The sequence below is a fragment of the Bradyrhizobium sp. MI1.4 genome, from assembly GCF_055811315.1.
Window position 1 is genome coordinate 37,574 of record NZ_JBVVPP010000022.1, and the last position, 18,550, is coordinate 56,123.

An 18,550-nucleotide genomic window follows, 5' to 3' on the forward strand; every position below is an offset into this window, starting at 1 on the left:
ACTCTACGCTGTTACGGGGTTACTAGTGGAGCGTGTCGCCGTGCCTGAGACGCTCGATCTGGTCCTTGACCATCAACTTCCGGCGCTTCAACTCAACAATTTGCAGGTCGTCTGTTGAAAGGTGCACGAGAGCTTCGTGCAATTCGTTTTCGAGAGTTTTGTGCTTCCGTTCCAATTCAACCAGATGTGCCTGAATTGTCATTCGAAACCTCCTCGGTAGGGGTGAACCTTGGATTCGACCGGACGAGGAAGTGTACATCACCGATTTGTTCTGTCGATGGATATCAGTCGTCGCGCTGTCATTTTTAGAAATTCATATGTAACGAAGCGTGAGTAAGGGAACCACGCGGGAAAAATCCGTGATATCAATGCGCTTGCGCAACGCCGGAGCGACCGCAGAAATATCTCGCGGGAGATCGGCTCGCGACAGCCCGAGATCGCTTGCGATCACGGCGCGCAAGGACGATAGTTTCCACAGGGCATCCACAGCCTTAATCTCACGCCTATCGGTTTTTCGGCCACCGCAGACATGACCAATGAAGATGCGCGCGAACTCGAATCCGAGCTCGCCCGGTTGCACCAGGAACACCGAGATCTCGATGTGGCGATCGATGCACTGCATCAATCGCCCGCCCCCGACCTGTTGCGGTTACAGCGGTTGAAGAAACGCAAGCTGTTGTTGCGTGACCGTATCGCGTTCATCGAAGACCAGATCACGCCCGACATCATCGCCTGATCCACGGGTAGAACTTTACGGCGGCCCCGCCGCACGTAAATCCGCTTGACTCGAAAGGAACAAAATAAGAACATTTGAGCACCCAACACCCCCGGGGAAACCGTCTAAGGAAAATGCAGATGTCGGCAACCGCCCTTCTCGACAACAGCCATTATGAACAAGCCTGCGATCAGGCGATCGCGATGTGCGACGGCAATCTGCGCAGCACCATCAAGGCGCTGATCATGGCCAATGAATATCTGGAGGCCGAGCTGGAAGAATTGCAGGCGGCGGTTTCCGCAGGCTGCATTCCGGAGACCTCGCGCAGCAAGATGCGGAGCAAGAGCAGCGCCGCCTGACTGTCAGCTATCGGAGCCGACCATGTCCGATGTCACCTATTACGTTGCATTACCTTTCCTGACCGACGAGGACGGATCGCCGGTCGCGGGTGCGGCCGAGGAATGCCAGAGCGCGGCGGCCGCGCTACGGCGCGCCGAGATTATGTCGCACGGCGCCGGCCACACCGGCGCGGTCGCGTTCAGCCGCAGCGGCGATCCCATGACCGGCGAATTCGGGGACGCAAAACTGCTCCGCAGCTTCGGCGACGTACCGAAAGACCTCGGCACGCTTTAACTAGCTGCTGACGAGCCTGATGTGCGGCTCGTGCCGCCGGTGCGCCTTGCGCACATACATCGCGGCATCGGCCTCCTCCAGGGCGCGCGTGGCGTCGGATTGCACTCCGAGCAGGGCGACGCCGGCGGAAGCGCCCGCGCTCACGTGCTGGCCGCGAAAGACAAAGGACAATTCGTCGATGGCCTGCTCGAAAGCCGCGGCCTTCGCCTTGGCGTCGGTCTCGCTGAGATTCCAGAGCAGCAGCGCGAACTCGTCGCCGCCGAGCCGGCCGACCACGTCCGAAGCGCGGATCTGCCGCGTCAGCGTGGTGGCAATCGCCTTCAGGACCTCGTCGCCGGCCGCATGGCCGAAGGAATCGTTGATCGGCTTCAACCGATCGACGTCGAGCACGATCAGCGCCCCGCTGGCGCGGTAGCGCTTCATGTAGGCGACGGCGCGGGCGAGCTCGCGTTCGAAGCCGCGCCGGTTCGGAATTTCGAGCAGGAAATCGGTGTCGGCAGCCGCCTCGAGCTCCGCGACCCGCCGCAGCGCCCCCCTGAGCTTGCTCCGGAGCTCGCGGATGGTCGCGTTGATGGCCGGCTCGATGGCCGCTTTGGCCCCGTCATCGGCAGACGCTGCCCGCTGCGACGGCCTGGTCGGACGCCGCGCCGGACCCTTGATCCGACGCTTGGCCGGACGCTTGAGAGCAACTTTGGAGCGGCCGGCACTGGCCTTCGGGCCCTTTTTGGCCTTCGCAGCGCTTGCCCTTTTTGGTTTCTTCATGGGCATCCTGCTCAATGAAGGCTTGCGGGGATTCACCAAGACAGGATAGTTCATTCCCTTCTCCTTGCCACCGCCTTGCGAGCCACCGGCCGGAACCTTTAGTCTGGCCTATCTTTCTGTTTTTCGAGAACAATTCACGTCATGACAGCGCCGATCGCCATCATCATGGGAAGCCAGTCGGACTGGGACACGATGCGGCATGCCGCCGACACGCTCGCAGGGCTCGGCGTTGCCGCCGACACCCGCATCGTTTCGGCCCACCGCACCCCCGACCGGCTGTTTACGTTCGCCAAAGGCGCCAAGACGGCTGGTTACAAGGTCATCATCGCCGGCGCGGGTGGCGCAGCCCACCTGCCCGGCATGGCGGCGGCTCTGACGGAATTGCCCGTGTTCGGCGTCCCCATCGAATCCAGGACGCTCAAGGGCATCGATTCGCTCTATTCGATCGTCCAGATGCCCGCAGGCATCCCGGTCGGCACCCTCGCCATCGGCAAGGCGGGCGCCATCAATGCGGCGTTGCTGGCGGCGGCCGTGCTGGCCTTGTCCGACCCGGCCTTGTCCGATCGCCTCGCCGCCTGGCGCAAGGCGCAGACCGAGGCCGTGGCCGAGCGCCCGGAGGACAAGGCGTGACTGACGCAAAGCAGGTGAAGCTGAAGCCCGGCGACACCATTGGCATCCTCGGCGGCGGACAATTGGGGCGGATGCTGGCCATGGCGGCGGCCCGGCTTGGCCTGCGCTGCCAGGTGTTCTCGCCCGATCCGGACTCACCGGCCTTCGACGTCGTCCTGAATGCGACCTGCGCCGAATATGCCGATGTCGAAGCACTCGAGCTGTTCGCCAACGACGTCGACGTCATCACCTACGAATTTGAGAACGTGCCGTCCGCGGCCGCGATGGTGCTGGATGCGCGCCGCCCGGTGCTGCCCAACCGCAAGATCCTCGAGACCACCCAGGACCGGCTCGCCGAGAAGGATTTCGTGACGCGGCTGGGCATCGGCACCGCAGCCTACGCCGACGTCACCTCGGTCCCGTCATTGCGCGAGGCGATCGCCAGGATCGGCCTTCCGGCGGTGCTGAAGACCCGTCGCTTCGGCTATGACGGCAAGGGCCAGGCCATCATCCGCGAGGGCGACGACGTCGCGAAAGTGTGGACCAGTCTCGCCACCAAATCGGCCATCCTGGAAGCCTTCGTGCCGTACGAGCGTGAGATTTCCGTGATCGCCGCCCGCTCGGCCACAGGCCAGGTCGAGTGTTTCGACGTCACCGAAAACGAGCACCGCGACCACATCCTGAAGATCTCCCGTGCGCCCGCCCGGATCCCGGACGTGCTCGCCGAGGAAGCGCGCAGTATCGCCGGCAAGATCGCGGGCGCGCTCGATTATGTTGGCGTGCTTGCCGTCGAGATGTTCGTGCTCGCCAACGGCACCGGACCCAAGGTGCTGGTCAACGAGATCGCTCCGCGCGTGCACAATTCCGGACATTGGACGCTCGACGGTGCGTCCGTCTCGCAGTTCGAGCAGCACATCCGCGCCATTGCCGGCTGGCCCCTCGGCAAGCCCGTGCGCCACGGCGAAGTCGTCACCATGACCAATCTGATCGGCGACGAGATCAACGAATATGACAAGTGGTTGAGCGTCGCGGGCGCAACGGTGCACATCTACGGCAAGGGCGCGCCGCGTCCGGGCCGCAAGATGGGACATGTCACCGAAGTGCGACCCACGACCGGCAAATAACGGGACCGCGGCGCATGCCGCGATCCCGCTTTGCAGTTATGCCGTCTTCGCGCCCGCGACGACGCCAGTGGGCTCTTCGCTGAGCCAACGATAGATCACCCCGCCCAGCGCGCCGCCGATCAGTGGCGCAACCCAGAACAACCAGAGCTGCGACAGCGCCCAGCCGCCGACGAACAGCGCGGGCCCCGTGCTACGCGCCGGGTTCACGGAGGTGTTGGTGACGGGGATGCTGACGAGATGGATCATCACCAGCGCGAGCCCGATCGCCAGCGGCGCAAAGCCGGCGGGCGCGCGGCCGTGAGTCGCGCCCATGATGATGAACAGGAACATCATGGTCATGACCACCTCGGTGAGGAAGCACACGATCATGCTGTACTGGCCGGGAGAATGGGCATCGTACCCGTTGGACGCGAACCCCTTGCTGACGTCGAAGCCGGGAGCTCCGCTTGCGATGACGTAGAGCAGCCACGCGGCCACGATCGCGCCGGCGACCTGCGCAATCACATAAGGCAGGATCTGTCCGGCCGGAAAACGTCCGCCGGCGGCAAGACCGACAGTGACGGCCGGATTGAGATGACAGCCTGAGATGTGGCCGATCGCATAGGCCATGGTGACCACGCTCAGTCCGAACGCGAGGGAGACACCGACCAGACCGATGCCAACCTGCGGAAAGCCGGCTGCGATCACCGCACTTCCGCAACCTGCGAATGTGAGCCAAAAGGTACCGATAGCTTCGGCCGCGTATTTCTTCATATCCATGTGTCGTCCCCTGCTTTCAAAGATTCCGGAACAAAGCTCCGGAAACGGCCCCACCCTTGGCGTCAAATCTCCCAAATCAGGGCCGCACGGAGGTATTTTGCCTCATTTAATGGCTGAACTTGGCCCGAAGACCCGCTTGGCCGGTGGACATCCCAAGTTTTGTCTGATACATCCGCGCCCTCAAGGTTAAGGGCTTGTGCGTTTCGCCATCCCCTTTGATTTACCAGAATTCAAATCCGATCCACTGAAGAGGATGCCGCGTGCAGGTTCTCGTTCGCGATAACAATGTCGATCAAGCCCTCAAGGCGCTGAAGAAGAAGATGCAGCGCGAGGGTATTTTCCGCGAGATGAAGCTCCGCGGTCACTACGAAAAGCCCTCCGAGAAGAAGGCCCGTGAAAAGGCCGAAGCCGTGCGTCGCGCACGCAAGCTGGCCCGCAAGAAGCTGCAGCGCGAAGGCCTGCTGCCGATGAAGCCGAAGCCGGTGTTCGGTGCTGGCCCCGGCGGTGATCGTGGCGGTCGCGGCGGCCCGGGTGCAGGCGCAGGTGCAAGTGCTGGTCCGCGCGGACCGCGCTGATTTACCCGACTTGAGAGATTTCACTTTTCGATGACGCGGGCCCCTGGCCCGCGTTATTGTTTTGTGAGCGGTGCCTTGCTGGGATGGGGCACTACCGATGCGGCACTAGCGCGAGCGAACCGTAGATGGCCTCCCCTCTCCCCAAGCGCGGCTTGGCGCGGCTACGGCAGATCTTGCAGCAGCCGTTTGCGCTGGCCTTGATGGGGATTTCGCTATGCGGCTGCTCCTTCGACCTGGGGTCGCTGACGCCGGAGAAGGAGAAGCCGCAGGAGGCACCCAAGGCGGCCACGACCGCTGAGAACGTGGTCAGCGCCGGCAATGTCAGCGAAGCCCAGGCCCATACGGCAAAGGCCCAGGCTCTGGCAAAGTCCGGCGAGACGGCGGCCGCGCTCGATGAATTCAATCACGCGGTCGGACTCGATCCCTACAATGCGCAGGCGCTCTATGGCCGCGCCCTGATCTACCAGGGCAAGAACCAGCACGACTTCGCCATCGCCGATTTCAGTGCCGCGAGCGGCCTTAACCCGCAGAAGGTCGAGCCGCTGCTCGGCCGCGCCACCAGTTATCTCGCCCTCGGCAAGGTCAAGGAGGCCGCGGCCGATCTGGATGAGGCTTCCGAGGCCGATCCCCACAATGCCCAAGTCTGGACCATACGCGGGCAAGCCTATGAACGGCTGGGCGACAGGACCAAGGCGGCGGCGTCCTACACCAAGGCGGTCTCGCTTCGCCCACGCGACGACGCCGCCCGCAGCGGCCTCGCCCGCGTCGGCGGCTGACAAGTCTGGCGCAGCGCAGGCGCCGTCTTAATCCGGGGTGACGCTCTTCGGCAGAACGGAGTGGAACATGGACTTAACGCCCGACAGCATGTCGTCGGCGACATTGGTCTTCGGCCGCGGCATCGACGCGCCGGCATCGGCGCGCAGATCGAGCGGGGGCGCAATCATCGGGACCGGAATATCAGCCGGCGGCGTCAGCCGATTCGGGTTCTCGTTGCCGATCGACGCCGTGTAGGGCGGGCTCGGCTGCAACGAGCCGCCATTGCCATAGGCCTCGGCTGCGGGTGTCGAGACCGTGATCGGCGGCGGCAACGGACGCACCGATGACGTATCCACGGGAATGATACGCGGGGCCTCTGGAGTGCGGGCGGCTTCACGCACCGCAGGCTCCTGAGTCTTCTCGGGCGCCTTGATCTCAGAAGACTTGTTGTCGGAAGCCTTTGAGTCGGAAGGCTTTGTATCGGAAGCCTTGGCCTCAGCCGCTTTGCTCTCAGGCGACTTGCGCAGGCGCTCGATAGCAGCGCGCACGAGATCGTTGGCGTCGGGGGCTGCGGCCGGCGCGGCAGCAGCGGGCGCCGAATTGGCCTCCACCACCGGGGTGGCGGGAGCGGCTGCACTGACGGCCGGCGTGGACTTGGCGACTGCCTTCTCGCGACCGGACGGCTTGCCGCGCGGGGCGGCCTCGGCCGGTGCCACGTCCGCCGTCGAGGTCTTCGACTCCGCGCCCGGATGATCGGCAGCCTTCTCGGCCGCCGGCTTGTCCGTCACGTTCTTCTCGGAGATGCCCTTGGCCTTGACGCCGGGCGCGGGGAGGTTGGCCACATCGGCGGGCTTGCCGTTCTTGCCGGCCTCGGCGGGCGCCGTCACGGCCGCGGGCGCATCCGCCGCCGGCTTGGCGTTGATGTAATGATTAACGATATACGCCCCGATGATCGTTGCGAGCACCGAGGGGAAGATGTCCATCGAGATTTTAGCGATGTATTTCAGCATTCCGGCCACTCCCCGCGCGATCTGATGCGGGAACTTTGAGGCATAGTGAGGGATCAACTGCGACGGATCAATGGCAAAGGGGTACGCCGGACTTACGACTTCAGCTCAACCTCAAGGAACACGATCTCGGTTGCGGTTTCGTTAAGCACGTCGTGCTGGACGCCGGCCTTGCGAAAATAGGATTTCCCGGCCGCAAGCTGTGCTTTGGACCGCTCGCCATCGGGCGCCACGATGGTCATTTCCCCTCCGACCATGGGAACAATGACGTAGTCCATGCCATGGGTGTGATGCCCGGTGGCGCTGTTTGGCGCGAGCCGCCACTCGGTCACCCGAACCTGCTCATTGTCGACCTGAACCTCGGACTCGGCGGCAAGCATCGGAACTCTCCTGGGGCATATCCGGAAAACCGGTTCAGGGCACGAAAACCACGAACACGTAGACGGCAAATACCACCTTATGGACCAGCCCGAACAGGACATTGGTCCTGCCCGTACCGAAGGTCAGCATGCTCAGGAAGAAGGTCAGGAGCAAAGGCAGGCGGCGCGCCGATCCTGGCCGCGACGGCATCGACCACCAGCGAGAATTTCTTGGACAGCAACACGACCGCCAGCAGCGCAATCAGCAGCAGCACGACGCTGAGCACCAAGGCCCGGCCCGACAGATGCGCCTCGCACGGCCAGCGCCGGAAAGATCCAGGCCGATCGAGGCGTCGGATTGTGCGCGCGCATCCATCGGCTCCAATTGTCTCAGCCGAGCAGTAGCAATCGCGCGGCAGATTCAATGCCAGCGCAGGATCGGAGCGAACGGCAGCAGCGTCAGCAGCACGAACAGCGGGATCAGCACCGCGCCGGCGCGCAGGAAATAACCGAAGAAGCTCGGCATCTCGATGCCGTTCTCGCTGGCGATGCTGCTCACCATGAAATTCGGCGCATTGCCGATATAGGTAAGCGCGCCCATGTAGACTGCGCCCATGGAGATGGAGGCGAGCGTGCCCGAGAGTTCGTGCATCAGCACCTGCGGGTCGCCGCCGGCGAGCTCGAAGAACAACAGATAGGTCGGCGCATTGTCGAGGAACGCCGACATCAGACCGGTGAACCAGAAATAGGCAACCTCGCGCGGCGTGCCGTCCGGAGCGGTCACGGCCGACAACAGCCAGGCGAACGCGCCGTGATGGCCGGCATCGAGCATGGCGATGACCGGGATGATCGCGATGAAAATGCCGGCGAACAGCTTTGCGACTTCGCGGATCGGCTCCCAGGTGAAGCCGTTGGCCTGCCGGTGCTCGTCCGGCGTCAACCACACCGACAGGCCCGCTATGGCCAGCAGCGCCGCGTTGCGGGCGATATCTTCCAGCTCCAGCCTGGTTCCGAGAATGTCGAAAGCGATGCCGGGCTTCCACATCGCCGAGGCCAGCAGGCTCGCGACGATGGCTGCGATCAGCACCAGGTTGACGAGGCCGCGGATGCGGACCGGCTTCGCGGCGCCGGCGGCGCCGAGCAAGGGTTCGCTGCGGAAGCACCAGACGTCGATGACGACGAAGATCGCGAGCAGCAGTCCGGCAACGATCGCCGTCTGCAGCCAGATGGTCCGCGTGGTCCAGAAGAAGTCGACACCATGCAGGAAGCCGACGAACAGCGGGGGATCGCCGAGCGGGCTCAGCGCGCCACCGACATTGGCGACCAGGATGATGAAGAAGATGACGACATGGGCGTTGTAGCGCCGCGGCCGGTTGGCGCGGATCAGAGGGCGGATCAGGATCATGGCCGCCCCCGTGGTGCCGACGACACTCGCCATCACCGTACCGAGCGCGAGGATGCCGGCATTTGATGCCGGCGTCGCCTTGATGTCGCCCGTCACGAGAATGCCGCCAGCCACGACATAGAGCGAGAACAGCAGCACGATGAAGCCGAGATATTCGGCGAGCATGGCGTGAACGAGCGCCGCCAACGTCGCCATGCTCCCGGCCAGGATGACGAGCGAGGCGAGTGCCAGCAGCGACCAGGCCGCGGCGATCTTGCCGTAATGATGGTGCCAGACTTTTGCAAACAGCAGCGGCCCGAGCGCGATCGACAGCAGGAGGCCGGCAAAGGGCAGCGCATACGGCCAGCGCATCGCCGCGCCGTCGAGCCCGGTCGCCGCCCATGCGTGCTGTGGCAACAACACGACGAGGATCGCGGCGATGAACCCGCTCGCGCGCCGAACGACAAGCCGTCTAGAAAGCAATGAAGTGCCTCGCCGTTTCAATCGCACCGAACGCATCGAGATTGTCGTGTCCACCGCCCGCAAAGCGAACGAACTCCTTCGGTTCGTGCGCAAGCGCGAACAGACGCTCTCCGAACACGATGGAAATGGCAAGGTCATCGGTGCCATGCATCACCAATAGCGGCACAGTGACGCGCGGGATGCGCTCGTCGGAATGAAATGGATCTCGCATCAGCAGGCGGACCGGAACGTACCAGAACGATGAAGCTGCAATATCGGCCGTCGATGTATAGGGCGCTTCCAGGATGAGTTTTCCAACACGATGCTCCGAGGCGATCGCGACCGCCACGCCGGTCCCGAGCGAAAAGCCCCACGCGACGATTCGCTCCGCCGCGTAGCGCGCGGTGGTGAAGGCGTAGGCGGCCGCGGCATCGCGCAGCAGGCCCGCCTCGCTCGGCGCCCCGCTCGAGCCGGCATAGCCGCGATAGGACAGCGCGACCAGGCCGGTGCCGTCCGCCGTCATGGCCTTGAGGCGGCTGACGCGACCGGCGAGATAATCGCCATTGCCCGGAAAATACAGGATCACGGGGCGGCCTGGCTTCGCCGGCACGTGCCAGACGATGACATTCTCGCCATCGGAGGTAGTCAGGACGTGCTCTTCGGCCTCGGGGAAGCCTGCGGCGTCCGGCGTGGTGCGACCGACGGGCGGGATCGGAAACAGCATCTCGCGCTGCCTGACATACAGCACGAGGAGACCGGCGCAATAGACGGTCACGAGCAGGATGGCGATCCATTTGACGATGGTCATGATGACGCGACCCGGCCCCTGTTCAGGGTTTGCACCGGCTCGGCAGCAATTTCATGACATCGCCCGAGGCGGGCCGGAACGTCACGGCAGCCGGATGCCGCCTGGTGAGCGGTGTGCCACGCGACGCGCTGCTCGCGCGTCGCATTGGCAATGGCCCGCTTGCCTCCGCGCTACATCGCCTTGACGATGTTCTCGGTGACCTTCTTGGCGTCGCCGAGCAGCATCATGGTGTTGTCGCGATAGAACAGCGGATTGTCGATGCCGGCATAGCCGGAAGCGAGCGAGCGCTTGATGAACATCACGGTGCCGGCCTTCCAGACCTGGAGCACCGGCATGCCGTAGATCGGCGAGGTCTTGTCCTCTTCGGCCGCCGGATTGGTGACGTCGTTGGCGCCGATCACGAAGGCGATATCGGCTTGCGCGAATTCGGAGTTGATGTCCTCGAGCTCGAACACCTCGTCATAGGGCACGTTGGCCTCGGCCAGCAGCACGTTCATGTGGCCGGGCATGCGGCCGGCGACCGGGTGAATGGCGTATTTCACCTCGACGCCTTCTTTCTTCAGGATGTCGCCCATTTCACGCAGCGCATGCTGAGCCTGCGCCACCGCCATGCCATAGCCGGGCACGATGATGACCTTCTGCGCGTTCTTCATGATGAAGGCGGCGTCGTCGGCCGAGCCGAGCTTGGCCGGCTTCTGCTCGCCGCCGCCACCGCCGGCCGCCGCGGTCTCGCCGCCGAAGCCGCCGAGAATGACCGAGATGAAGGAGCGGTTCATCGCGTGGCACATGATGTAGGACAGGATCGCGCCGCTTGATCCCACCAGCGCGCCGGTGATGATCAGCGCGGAATTGCCGAGGGTGAAGCCGATGCCGGCCGCGGCCCAGCCCGAGTACGAGTTAAGCATCGAAATCACGACCGGCATGTCGGCGCCGCCGATCGGGATGATCATGAGGACGCCGAGCGCCAGCGCGATGATGACGATCAGCCAGAAGTCGAGCGCGCTGCCCGTCATGACCAGCCCGACGATGAAGACGACGAGCGCGATCGCGAGCGCAATGTTGATGATGTGGCGGAACGGCAGGATGATCGGCGCACCGCTCATGCGCGCGGACAGCTTCAGGAACGCGATCACCGAGCCGGTGAAGGTCAGCGCGCCGATGGCGACGCCGAGCGACATCTCGACCAGGCTCTGCGGATGGATGTTGCCGGGGCTGCCGATGTCGAAGGCCTCCGGCGCGTAGAACGCACCGGCGGCGACCAGCACCGCGGCCATACCGACCAGCGAATGGAACGCGGCGACCAGTTCCGGCATCGAGGTCATCGGCACCCGGCGGGCGATCACCGCACCGACGCTGCCGCCGATCGCGATGCCAAGGATCACGAGGATCCAGGCGAGGCCGTCCGCCGGCGGATGGCTGGCCAGCGTGGTGGCGACCGCGATCGCCATGCCGATCATGCCGAAGAAATTACCCTGCCGCGATGAGGCGGGGCTGGACAGCCCGCGCAGTGACAGGATGAACAGCACACCCGCCACGAGATACAGAACTGCAGCCAGATTGGCGTTCATCTCAGGTCCCCTTTGTCTTTGTCACCCCGAGGTGCACGCCGCTCACTTCACCTTCTTCTTGTACATCGCCAGCATGCGCTGGGTGACAAGGAAGCCGCCGAAGATATTCACGCAGGCGAAAATGAGCGCGATGAAGCCGAAGCCGCGCGCCCAGCCTGAGCCGCTCGAGATCATGCCGACGCCGACCGCGAGCAGCGCGCCGACCACGATCACCGAGGAGATCGCATTGGTCACGCTCATCAGCGGCGTATGCAGCGCCGGGGTCACCGACCACACCACGAAATAGCCGACGAAGACGGCGAGAACGAAGATCGACAGCCGGAAGACGAAGGGATCGACGACCTGTGCAATATGCTCCATGACGGCTCTCCTTACGCTTTCGGCTGGAAATTCGGGTGGATGACGGCGCCGTCCCTGGTCAGCGCGGTCGCCTTGACGAGTTCGTCGTCCCAGTTCACGGCCAGCGCCTTGCTGGTCTTGTCGACCATCGTTTCGATGAAGTTGAACAAATTGCGCGCGTAGAGGCTGGAGGCCGACGCCGCGACGCGGCCGGCGACGTTGGTGTAGCCGACGATCTTGATGCCATCGACCTCGGCGACCTCGCCCGCTTTGACGCCTTCGACATTGCCGCCGCGCTCGACGGCGAGATCGACCAGCACCGATCCCGGCTTCATCGACTTGACCATGTCAGCCGTGACGAGCCTCGGCGCAGGCCGGCCCGGAATCAGCGCGGTGGTGATCACGATGTCCTGCTTCTTGATGTGCTCGGCGGTGAGCGCGGCCTGCTTGGCCTGGTATTCCTTGGACATTTCCTTGGCGTAGCCGCCGGCGGTCTGCGCGTTCTTGAATTCCTCGTCCTCGACGGCGAGGAATTTTGCACCGAGCGATTCGACCTGCTCCTTGGTGGCGGGCCGGACGTCGGTCGCGGTGACGACGGCGCCGAGACGGCGTGCGGTCGCGATCGCCTGGAGGCCGGCGACGCCGACGCCCATCACGAACACTTTGGCGGCGGGCACCGTGCCGGCCGCGGTCATCATCATCGGGAAGGCGCGTCCGAAGGCCTCCGCGCCCTCGATCACGGCGCGGTAGCCGGCGAGGTTGGCCTGCGAGGACAGCACGTCCATCACCTGCGCGCGCGTGATGCGCGGCATCAATTCCATCGCGAAGGCGGAGACACCGGCATCGGCGATCGTCTTCAGCGCGGCCTCGTTGCCGTAGGGGTCCATGATGGCGATGACGAGCGCGCCGCGCTTGTACTGCGCCAACTCGGAGGCTTCAGGGCGCTTCACCTTGATGATGATGTCGGCGTCCTTCAGCGCGTCGGCGCTGACGGTGGCGCCCACGGCGGTGAATTCGGAGTCCGGCAGGCCCGACTTGAGGCCGGCGCCCGGCTCGACGGCGATCTCGGCGCCCAACGCCTTGAACTTCTTCACCGTATCCGGCGAAGCGGCGACCCGCGGCTCCGACGGATCGATTTCCTTGGCAACGGCGATCTTCATAGGCCCTCCGGCGACGCGGGAAGAAGCGCGCACGCGAACTTAGCGTTACTCCCGCAACGTTGGATACCGGTTTTCAATCCGGCTTGATTGCAAATTTTATAGGCACCGACGACACTGGCGGTGCTGCAGGGGATGGATCAGGTCAGGAAGATCGCCATCAGGATCACGATAAGCGCGACCGAGACCGTGCCGTACTTCACCAGCTTGATGAAGCCCTCGTAGGTCTGCTCGTGGGCAACGTAGTCGTTGCCGTCGGCGGTGCTGTACGCCACTTCGCTATGGTCAGCCATGAATTGTCCCCAGTCGAAAGTCGAATTTCGTGGCTGGGATACCGCAAACTTCCGGGCAGGGCAACGGCACGGAGGCGCGGTTTCCCGGCAAATCAGGTCATTTGGAATTCCAATGGGCGGGAATTCGGCTCAGACCGGTGATCCGCCCGTCAGAGGCGGTCTCCGATGCCACGAGCCGAGGCCTCTCAGCGCAGGCCGAGCGCACGGCGGACTGCGCCGATCGGCTCCACCTTGCTGTCGCAGAAGTTTCGCTTTGCGCAGCGTTCTCCCGGAACGTTGACGACGATTGCATCCGCGCCGGCATCCTCGGTGAGAAAACCGTGGCTCATGTGGAAACCCAGCGCGCGGTAGACCTCGAACTGCTCCTCCGAGAAGAACTGGTCACCGGTGGTTTCATGCGGGAAGGTGTCGTTGCGGCGTGCATAGTCGCGGATGTAGTCGTTCTCGTCTCCGGTCAGGGACGACTTGATGTACACGAGGTACCCCTTTTCCCCCGAGCCGTAGTCGATGGTGCCGACCGCCACGTGCGGTCCGCCCGCCGTGCGCCGGGCCGGGGATTTGGTTGCGTTGCACTTCATCCACTCGAGCGTGGTGTTGCGGATCGGCGTCCACGGCAGATCGATGATGATCCCGAGATCGATGCGCGCATAGCGCTGCAGCGTCACCAGGGATGAGAAATTCATGGGTGCATCGGCTTCGGCGTCAACCGCGATGATCACCTTGCAGCGTCGTCGCAACAACTCGTAGACACCGAGATTCTCGATGTGTCCGCCGTCCGTCAGGTAGACCGCATCGGCATTCTCGTAAAGCCGGCCCGAGATCTCAGACCATAGAAACAAAGGGGTCGAGTGGTGCTGCGGCTTGTCCTTTGTCGAGACCCAGCGCGGGTTCTTCAACCAGTACCCCAGGCGCACGTTGAGGAGCGCCAGGGTCGGGGTCAGCGAGCGGATCGACCCCGAGCCCATGTTCGACGAAGCGGCGGCCCCGGAGATTGCCATCGCGGTCGCAAGATCGAGGCCCGGCGCGACCTTCTCGAATGCCGGTGTATTCGCATAGCCAGTGGCCTCGCTGCCGACGTGCAGCGGCGAGAATATGAAGAAATCCGCGTTCCGTCCCCGCCGATTGGCGAAGTCGGATCCTTGGATGTTCAGCGCGGCGTTGATGATGGGATATGGCGAGGCCAGGCTGCATTTTTTCGATGTCGCGACCGTCATCGCTCCCGCTGGATCGACCCCGTAGACCATCTGATGTAACAGACCGCTCAGCTTCTCCTCGTCGAGCGGAAGGAAATCCCTCCCCTGGTCCAGGCTCGGCATGTTCCGCGACGGCTCCCCGTCGGCGTAATAGAGCGGATTGAACAAGAAGGCCTTGCTGAGGCGATCACGATAGAGCCGGTGCAACGAATTGGCATTCGGCCCGAGAACCCACGACAGGCCGAACATGGCCGAGCCCGACAAGAAGTAGAGCAGCATCATCCGCCAGCTGACACTGTTGCCGAACTGGTACTTCGACCAAGTGAATTTGTCCGGGGACTGCAATGACGCAACGGAAAACAGCCATGCGGGAATGTGCGAGATCGGCCCCACCGGCTTGGAGACGACGACCTTCGCTTCGCGATTGGTGATTTCGGCCGAGAGCTTGCGGGTCGCCGAGTCAAACTGGACATTTCCCTTGACATCGACACCGGCCGCGGGCGGCACGGGTTGCACGCCAGCCGCTCCCCACTCCTCGATCATGGGGTATTGACGGTAGGCGGCGTCGAGCGTCTTGTCGTTCGCGATGCCCCAATAGCAAAGATAGAGATATCCGACCCAGATCAGCAAGGGCAGCGCCAGTCCCGCGACAAGCACGGCTGCTTTCGCCGCATGGGCGAGCAGGCGTGATCCCAGGTCCGAGGCGCCGGCGCCCTTCAGCAGGTCGGCGAATTGCTGCCGGAACAGCGTGACAGCCGCCGCAACCGGCGCAGTGATGGCCGCAAGCGATTGGACCCACTTGATTGCAACGCCGCCAATGATGCCGCCGGACTGAGTCGTGTTAGCGTCGGCGACATCGAACATCTGGGCGATCATGAAGGGCTGAAATTCGAAGAAGCAGATGGCGGCAAGCAGAACGAGATAGGTCGCGCCGACCGTCGACGGATAGCCGCGGAATTCACCTCCCTTGGTCGACGAAATCGATCGCAGCACTGCCCAGCCAAAGAAAAGCGCAAGGCCGAGCAGGACCGCTGCAAGCGAAAGGCCAAAGTGATCGACATTCAGGCAGCTGGCGATCGCACAGATGAGACCCATCGCAAACGCAAGACCGGCCAGGTACCGAAACAGCTCGCGCCGCCCGACTTTGAAAAGGCGCCCGACCAACAAAAGCAGCAAAGCGACAACAAGGCCGACAAGAAAGAAGGCAGGCATCAATCCCAGGCTGGAGAGGGGACCAAGATTGTGGGTGTCGTCGACGCTCAGGCCGAAGAAATTGGTCGTATAGAGTGACGAGCGTGCGGCGTTGGACAGGATCGTGATCACTGCAACGAGCAGTACGACCGGCAGCGTCAGGCTCAGATTGGCAACGAGTCCACGCACGACGATTGCGACGCCGGTGATCAGGTCGCGCGCGCCGGCCGGAACGAGATAGTTCGAGTAATTCCGGATATGGCCCACCGCAGGCGTGTCACTGATCTCATTTGCGCTCTCGGCTCCAGGTGTCGGCGTGCTTCCGAAGACGAAATTCTGCGCCCGCGTCATGGTCGCCGTAAACGAACAGCCGGTGTAACCGCCGCCCGATACGGTCGACAGATAGTCGATGTGCTTGATGAGCCCGTGGTGATTGAAAGCCTGCAAGACGCCGAGGCAGATTGCGGAGGATCGGATCCCGCCGCCTGACAGCGCAAGGCCGACCGTGTCGATCGCCTTTTCGTCGCCAGGGTATGCAACGGGATCCATACCCTGGGCTAGGCGGCGGTTGTTGATGGCTGCGAGCTCGCGCTTGACGATCTTCCGGTGCTGCGTCCCCCACAGCTGCTGTTCCCCCACAGCCCGTGGCGGCTCTACCTTGGGGTCTGGGGCACTGATCCTGGCCATGTTCGCCTCCCTGGCCGAGCACACCGCGACGATCAACAATCACAGATTGCATTGCAGGTCGAACCCGCCTGCAAGAATTAGTCTGGTCCCGGGCACAAACGTTCAATGCGCATGGCGGGATCTTTACAACCCGCCTCCCCCGTTGTCGGAACAACGGGACACTCGGACGGCCGACCCGACCTGCTCGCTGCAGCGCTGAAGGCGGTTCGGCTCAGCCCATCGCTTCCAGTTCGTCGATCATGCCGGCGATGACGCTCAGGCCGCCGTCCCAGAACTTTGGATCCTTGGCATCGAGCCCGAACGGCCGCAGCAGTTCGGAATAATGCTTGGTGCCGCCGGCGGCGAGCATGTCGAGATAGCGCTCGGCAAAGCCTTCGGCCGCGTTCTCGTAGACGGCGTAGAGCGAGTTCACGAGACAATCGCCGAATGCATAGGCGTAGACGTAGAACGGCGAATGGATGAAGTGCGGGATGTACATCCAGTAGTTCTCGTAGCCCGCTTTGATCTCGATTGCCGGACCAAGGCTCTCGCCCTGCACCGAGAGCCAGATCTCGCCGAGCCGCGTCGCGGTGAGCTCGCCGTTCTTGCGTTCGGTGTGGACCGCGCGCTCGAAGGAATAGAACGCGATCTGCCGCACCACGGTGTTGATCATGTCCTCGACCTTGCCGGCGAGCAGCGCCTGGCGCCGCCTTGCGCTCCTGGTCTGCGCCAGCAGCCGCCGGAAGGTCAGCATCTCGCCGAACACGCTCGCGGTCTCCGCCAGCGTCAGCGGCGTCGGCGCCATCAACGCGCCGTTCCTGGCCGCCAGCACCTGATGCACGCCATGGCCGAGCTCATGGGCGAGCGTCATCACGTCGCGCGGCTTGCCCTGGTAGTTCATCAGCACGTAGGGGTGCGCGGACGGCGTGGTCGGATGCGAGAAGGCCCCCGGCGCCTTGCCCGGGCGCACCGGCGCGTCGATCCAGCGGTCGGTGAAGAAGCGCTCGGCGATGTCAGCCATCTTTGGCGAGAAGCCGCGATAGGCGGTGAGCACCATGTTTCGCGCATCGCCCCAGCCGATCACGTCGGTCGCCGCAAAAGGCAGCGGCGCGTTGCGGTCCCAATAGGCCAGGCGCTTCCTGCCGAACCAGCGTGCCTTCAGCGCGTAGTAGCGATGCGACAATTTTGGATAGGCTGCGCGCACCGAGGCGACCAGCGCATCCACCACCTCGCGCTCGACGCGGTTGTTCAGGTGCCGGGAATCTGCGACGTCCTTGAAGCCGCGCCAGCTATCGGAGATGTCCTTGTCTTTGGCCAAAGTGTTGGTGATCAGCGCAAAGGTGCGCTCATTGGCCTTGAAGGTCTTTGCGAGCGCCTCTGCCGCGGCCTTGCGCTTGGCGCCGTCGCGGTCCTGCAACAGATTGAGCGTCGGCTCGATCGCGAGCTCCTTGGGCCCGACCTTGAAGCGCAGGCTCGAAATGGTCTGGTCGAACAGCCGATTGAAGGCGGAATAGCCGGTCTGCGCCTTCTCCAGGAAGAGCTGCTCGAGCTTGTCCTCGAGCTGGTACGGTTTCTCCTTGCGTAGATCCTCGATCCAGGGACGGTAGTGCGCGAGCTCGGTGGCCTGCATCGCGCGGTTCAAAATATCGTCATCGATCCGGTTGAGCTCGAGCGCGAAGAACAGCAGATGCGTCGATGCCGCCGTCAGGCGCTCGGAAACGTCGCCGTAAAACTTTGAAATCTTGGGGTCCACGCTGTCGCCGGCATGAACGAGGCCAGCGTACGAGCCGAGCCGGCCGGCGAGGTCGTCGATCGCCTCATAGCGTCGCACGGCTTCTGCGAGCCATTTTCCGCCATCTTCCTTTGCTGTTCCTGTTGCGAGCTTGCCCTTGTAGTCCGTCTCGAACGCGACGCAATCGGCATCCATCTTTGCGAGATCGCGCGCCACTTCCGGCGCATCGATCCCGGAATAGAGGTCGGCGAGGTTCCACTCCGGAAGCTTGCCGGTCTTGCTCGCAGGCTTTGCGGGTGAAGGTCTGGAGGACTTTGCCTTGATGACCGATTGCTTGGTGCCTGGTTTGCGGAGAGCAGACTTTTTGAGAGCAGACTTTTTGAGTGCAAGCTTGGAGCGCGAATTCATTGTGTGGGAAACCTGTGTTCAACAATCGCGACGGCGGGCGGGGGCATCAG

20 protein-coding genes and 1 pseudogene are annotated in these 18,550 nt (G+C 63.5%); 7 read left to right on the plus strand and 14 right to left on the minus strand.

The annotated features are described in order from the left end of the window. Window positions 1-22: 22 nt before the first annotated feature. Complete coding sequence (locus AC0L23_RS22965; RefSeq protein ID WP_007596254.1) at window positions 23-202, minus strand: YdcH family protein; 180 nt, start codon at window positions 200-202, stop codon at window positions 23-25. 327 nt (window positions 203-529) lie between these two features. Between AC0L23_RS22965 and AC0L23_RS22970 the strand changes: the two genes are divergently transcribed. The 3 genes from AC0L23_RS22970 (at window position 530) to AC0L23_RS22980 (ending at window position 1,348) form a co-directional block, all read left to right on the plus strand. Then, window positions 530-736, plus strand: coding sequence for a YdcH family protein (locus AC0L23_RS22970; protein ID WP_007596255.1), 207 nt, complete (start codon window positions 530-532; stop codon window positions 734-736). 119 nt (window positions 737-855) lie between these two features. Next, complete coding sequence (locus tag AC0L23_RS22975; RefSeq protein ID WP_007614210.1) at window positions 856-1,074, plus strand: hypothetical protein; 219 nt, start codon at window positions 856-858, stop codon at window positions 1,072-1,074. A gap of 22 nt (window positions 1,075-1,096) precedes the next feature. Next, on the plus strand, window positions 1,097-1,348 hold the full coding sequence (locus AC0L23_RS22980; protein ID WP_007614211.1) for a hypothetical protein: 252 nt from the start codon (window positions 1,097-1,099) through the stop codon (window positions 1,346-1,348). Here the strand turns inward: AC0L23_RS22980 and AC0L23_RS22985 are convergent, their stop codons facing one another. Further along, the gene (locus AC0L23_RS22985; protein WP_085384897.1) at window positions 1,349-2,110 is read right to left on the minus strand and encodes a GGDEF domain-containing protein; all 762 of its coding nucleotides are present in this window, start codon (window positions 2,108-2,110) and stop codon (window positions 1,349-1,351) included. A gap of 141 nt (window positions 2,111-2,251) precedes the next feature. Here AC0L23_RS22985 and purE point away from each other — a divergent pair, with 141 nt between their 5' ends. Beyond that, window positions 2,252-2,740 (plus strand): 5-(carboxyamino)imidazole ribonucleotide mutase, encoded by a 489-nt coding sequence (gene purE, locus AC0L23_RS22990; protein ID WP_007614214.1) that lies wholly within the window; start codon window positions 2,252-2,254, stop codon window positions 2,738-2,740. Then, window positions 2,737-3,843: a 5-(carboxyamino)imidazole ribonucleotide synthase gene (locus AC0L23_RS22995; RefSeq protein WP_018453821.1), complete on the plus strand. Its 1,107-nt coding sequence runs from the start codon at window positions 2,737-2,739 to the stop codon at window positions 3,841-3,843. The genes purE and AC0L23_RS22995 overlap by 4 nt, the downstream gene beginning before the upstream one ends. A gap of 36 nt (window positions 3,844-3,879) precedes the next feature. Here AC0L23_RS22995 and aqpZ read toward each other — a convergent pair whose 3' ends face one another. Then, complete coding sequence (gene aqpZ / locus AC0L23_RS23000) at window positions 3,880-4,602, minus strand: aquaporin Z (protein WP_018453820.1); 723 nt, start codon at window positions 4,600-4,602, stop codon at window positions 3,880-3,882. Window positions 4,603-4,862: 260 nt separating this feature from the next. Here aqpZ and rpsU point away from each other — a divergent pair, with 260 nt between their 5' ends. Continuing rightward, window positions 4,863-5,177, plus strand: a complete 315-nt coding sequence (gene rpsU, locus AC0L23_RS23005; RefSeq protein ID WP_007614218.1) for a 30S ribosomal protein S21 — start codon at window positions 4,863-4,865, stop codon at window positions 5,175-5,177. 125 nt (window positions 5,178-5,302) lie between these two features. Then, complete coding sequence (locus AC0L23_RS23010; RefSeq protein ID WP_085349151.1) at window positions 5,303-5,953, plus strand: tetratricopeptide repeat protein; 651 nt, start codon at window positions 5,303-5,305, stop codon at window positions 5,951-5,953. A gap of 27 nt (window positions 5,954-5,980) precedes the next feature. On the opposite strand, the gene AC0L23_RS23015 is transcribed toward AC0L23_RS23010, so the two are convergent. The 11 genes and pseudogenes from AC0L23_RS23015 to AC0L23_RS23065 form a co-directional block, all read right to left on the minus strand. Then, a complete protein-coding gene (locus tag AC0L23_RS23015) occupies window positions 5,981-6,943 on the minus strand; it encodes a hypothetical protein (RefSeq protein ID WP_085359444.1) in 963 nt (320 codons plus the stop codon). Window positions 6,944-7,035: 92 nt separating this feature from the next. Continuing rightward, complete coding sequence (locus tag AC0L23_RS23020; RefSeq protein ID WP_085359446.1) at window positions 7,036-7,320, minus strand: cupin domain-containing protein; 285 nt, start codon at window positions 7,318-7,320, stop codon at window positions 7,036-7,038. Window positions 7,321-7,354: 34 nt separating this feature from the next. After that, window positions 7,355-7,610 (minus strand): annotated as a pseudogene (locus AC0L23_RS23025) (ionic transporter y4hA); the annotation flags it as partial. A gap of 110 nt (window positions 7,611-7,720) precedes the next feature. After that, window positions 7,721-9,202, minus strand: coding sequence for a sodium:proton antiporter (locus AC0L23_RS23030; protein ID WP_085359448.1), 1,482 nt, complete (start codon window positions 9,200-9,202; stop codon window positions 7,721-7,723). After that, window positions 9,156-9,953: an alpha/beta hydrolase gene (locus AC0L23_RS23035; protein WP_018453814.1), complete on the minus strand. Its 798-nt coding sequence runs from the start codon at window positions 9,951-9,953 to the stop codon at window positions 9,156-9,158. Before AC0L23_RS23035 ends, AC0L23_RS23030 begins: the two co-directional genes overlap by 47 nt. A 170-nt stretch (window positions 9,954-10,123) precedes the next feature. After that, on the minus strand, window positions 10,124-11,521 hold the full coding sequence (locus AC0L23_RS23040) for an NAD(P)(+) transhydrogenase (Re/Si-specific) subunit beta (RefSeq protein WP_085349147.1): 1,398 nt from the start codon (window positions 11,519-11,521) through the stop codon (window positions 10,124-10,126). A gap of 42 nt (window positions 11,522-11,563) precedes the next feature. Next, window positions 11,564-11,881, minus strand: a complete 318-nt coding sequence (locus tag AC0L23_RS23045; RefSeq protein ID WP_007596278.1) for a proton-translocating transhydrogenase family protein — start codon at window positions 11,879-11,881, stop codon at window positions 11,564-11,566. 11 nt (window positions 11,882-11,892) lie between these two features. Then, window positions 11,893-13,020, minus strand: a complete 1,128-nt coding sequence (locus tag AC0L23_RS23050) for a Re/Si-specific NAD(P)(+) transhydrogenase subunit alpha (RefSeq protein WP_007596279.1) — start codon at window positions 13,018-13,020, stop codon at window positions 11,893-11,895. A gap of 137 nt (window positions 13,021-13,157) precedes the next feature. Then, complete coding sequence (locus AC0L23_RS23055; RefSeq protein WP_007596280.1) at window positions 13,158-13,310, minus strand: aa3-type cytochrome c oxidase subunit IV; 153 nt, start codon at window positions 13,308-13,310, stop codon at window positions 13,158-13,160. Between the two features lie 185 nt (window positions 13,311-13,495). Then, window positions 13,496-16,381, minus strand: coding sequence for a patatin-like phospholipase domain-containing protein (locus AC0L23_RS23060; RefSeq protein ID WP_026232600.1), 2,886 nt, complete (start codon window positions 16,379-16,381; stop codon window positions 13,496-13,498). Window positions 16,382-16,592: 211 nt separating this feature from the next. Further along, window positions 16,593-18,500 carry a M3 family oligoendopeptidase gene (locus AC0L23_RS23065; RefSeq protein ID WP_085359450.1) on the minus strand — a complete coding sequence of 636 codons (1,908 nt, stop codon included), beginning with the start codon at window positions 18,498-18,500 and terminating at the stop codon, window positions 16,593-16,595. Between the last annotated feature and the right edge of the window lie 50 nt (window positions 18,501-18,550).

Excerpts from the sequence above, each read along its gene's own strand:
- AC0L23_RS22965 (WP_007596254.1), bottom strand. The coding sequence starts at position 202 with ATGACAATTCAGGCACATCTGGTTGAATTGGAACGGAAGCACAAAACT.
- AC0L23_RS22970 (WP_007596255.1), top strand. The coding sequence starts at position 530 with ATGACCAATGAAGATGCGCGCGAACTCGAATCCGAGCTCGCCCGGTTG.
- AC0L23_RS22975 (WP_007614210.1), top strand. The coding sequence starts at position 856 with ATGTCGGCAACCGCCCTTCTCGACAACAGCCATTATGAACAAGCCTGC.
- AC0L23_RS22980 (WP_007614211.1), top strand. The coding sequence starts at position 1,097 with ATGTCCGATGTCACCTATTACGTTGCATTACCTTTCCTGACCGACGAG.
- AC0L23_RS22985 (WP_085384897.1), bottom strand. The coding sequence starts at position 2,110 with ATGAAGAAACCAAAAAGGGCAAGCGCTGCGAAGGCCAAAAAGGGCCCG.
- purE (WP_007614214.1), top strand. The coding sequence starts at position 2,252 with ATGACAGCGCCGATCGCCATCATCATGGGAAGCCAGTCGGACTGGGAC.
- aqpZ (WP_018453820.1), bottom strand. The coding sequence starts at position 4,602 with ATGGATATGAAGAAATACGCGGCCGAAGCTATCGGTACCTTTTGGCTC.
- AC0L23_RS23010 (WP_085349151.1), top strand. The coding sequence starts at position 5,303 with ATGGCCTCCCCTCTCCCCAAGCGCGGCTTGGCGCGGCTACGGCAGATC.
- AC0L23_RS23015 (WP_085359444.1), bottom strand. The coding sequence starts at position 6,943 with ATGCTGAAATACATCGCTAAAATCTCGATGGACATCTTCCCCTCGGTG.
- AC0L23_RS23020 (WP_085359446.1), bottom strand. The coding sequence starts at position 7,320 with ATGCTTGCCGCCGAGTCCGAGGTTCAGGTCGACAATGAGCAGGTTCGG.
- AC0L23_RS23030 (WP_085359448.1), bottom strand. The coding sequence starts at position 9,202 with ATGCGTTCGGTGCGATTGAAACGGCGAGGCACTTCATTGCTTTCTAGA.
- AC0L23_RS23035 (WP_018453814.1), bottom strand. The coding sequence starts at position 9,953 with ATGACCATCGTCAAATGGATCGCCATCCTGCTCGTGACCGTCTATTGC.
- AC0L23_RS23040 (WP_085349147.1), bottom strand. The coding sequence starts at position 11,521 with ATGAACGCCAATCTGGCTGCAGTTCTGTATCTCGTGGCGGGTGTGCTG.
- AC0L23_RS23045 (WP_007596278.1), bottom strand. The coding sequence starts at position 11,881 with ATGGAGCATATTGCACAGGTCGTCGATCCCTTCGTCTTCCGGCTGTCG.
- AC0L23_RS23050 (WP_007596279.1), bottom strand. The coding sequence starts at position 13,020 with ATGAAGATCGCCGTTGCCAAGGAAATCGATCCGTCGGAGCCGCGGGTC.
- AC0L23_RS23055 (WP_007596280.1), bottom strand. The coding sequence starts at position 13,310 with ATGGCTGACCATAGCGAAGTGGCGTACAGCACCGCCGACGGCAACGAC.
- AC0L23_RS23060 (WP_026232600.1), bottom strand. The coding sequence starts at position 16,381 with ATGGCCAGGATCAGTGCCCCAGACCCCAAGGTAGAGCCGCCACGGGCT.
- AC0L23_RS23065 (WP_085359450.1), bottom strand. The coding sequence starts at position 18,500 with ATGAATTCGCGCTCCAAGCTTGCACTCAAAAAGTCTGCTCTCAAAAAG.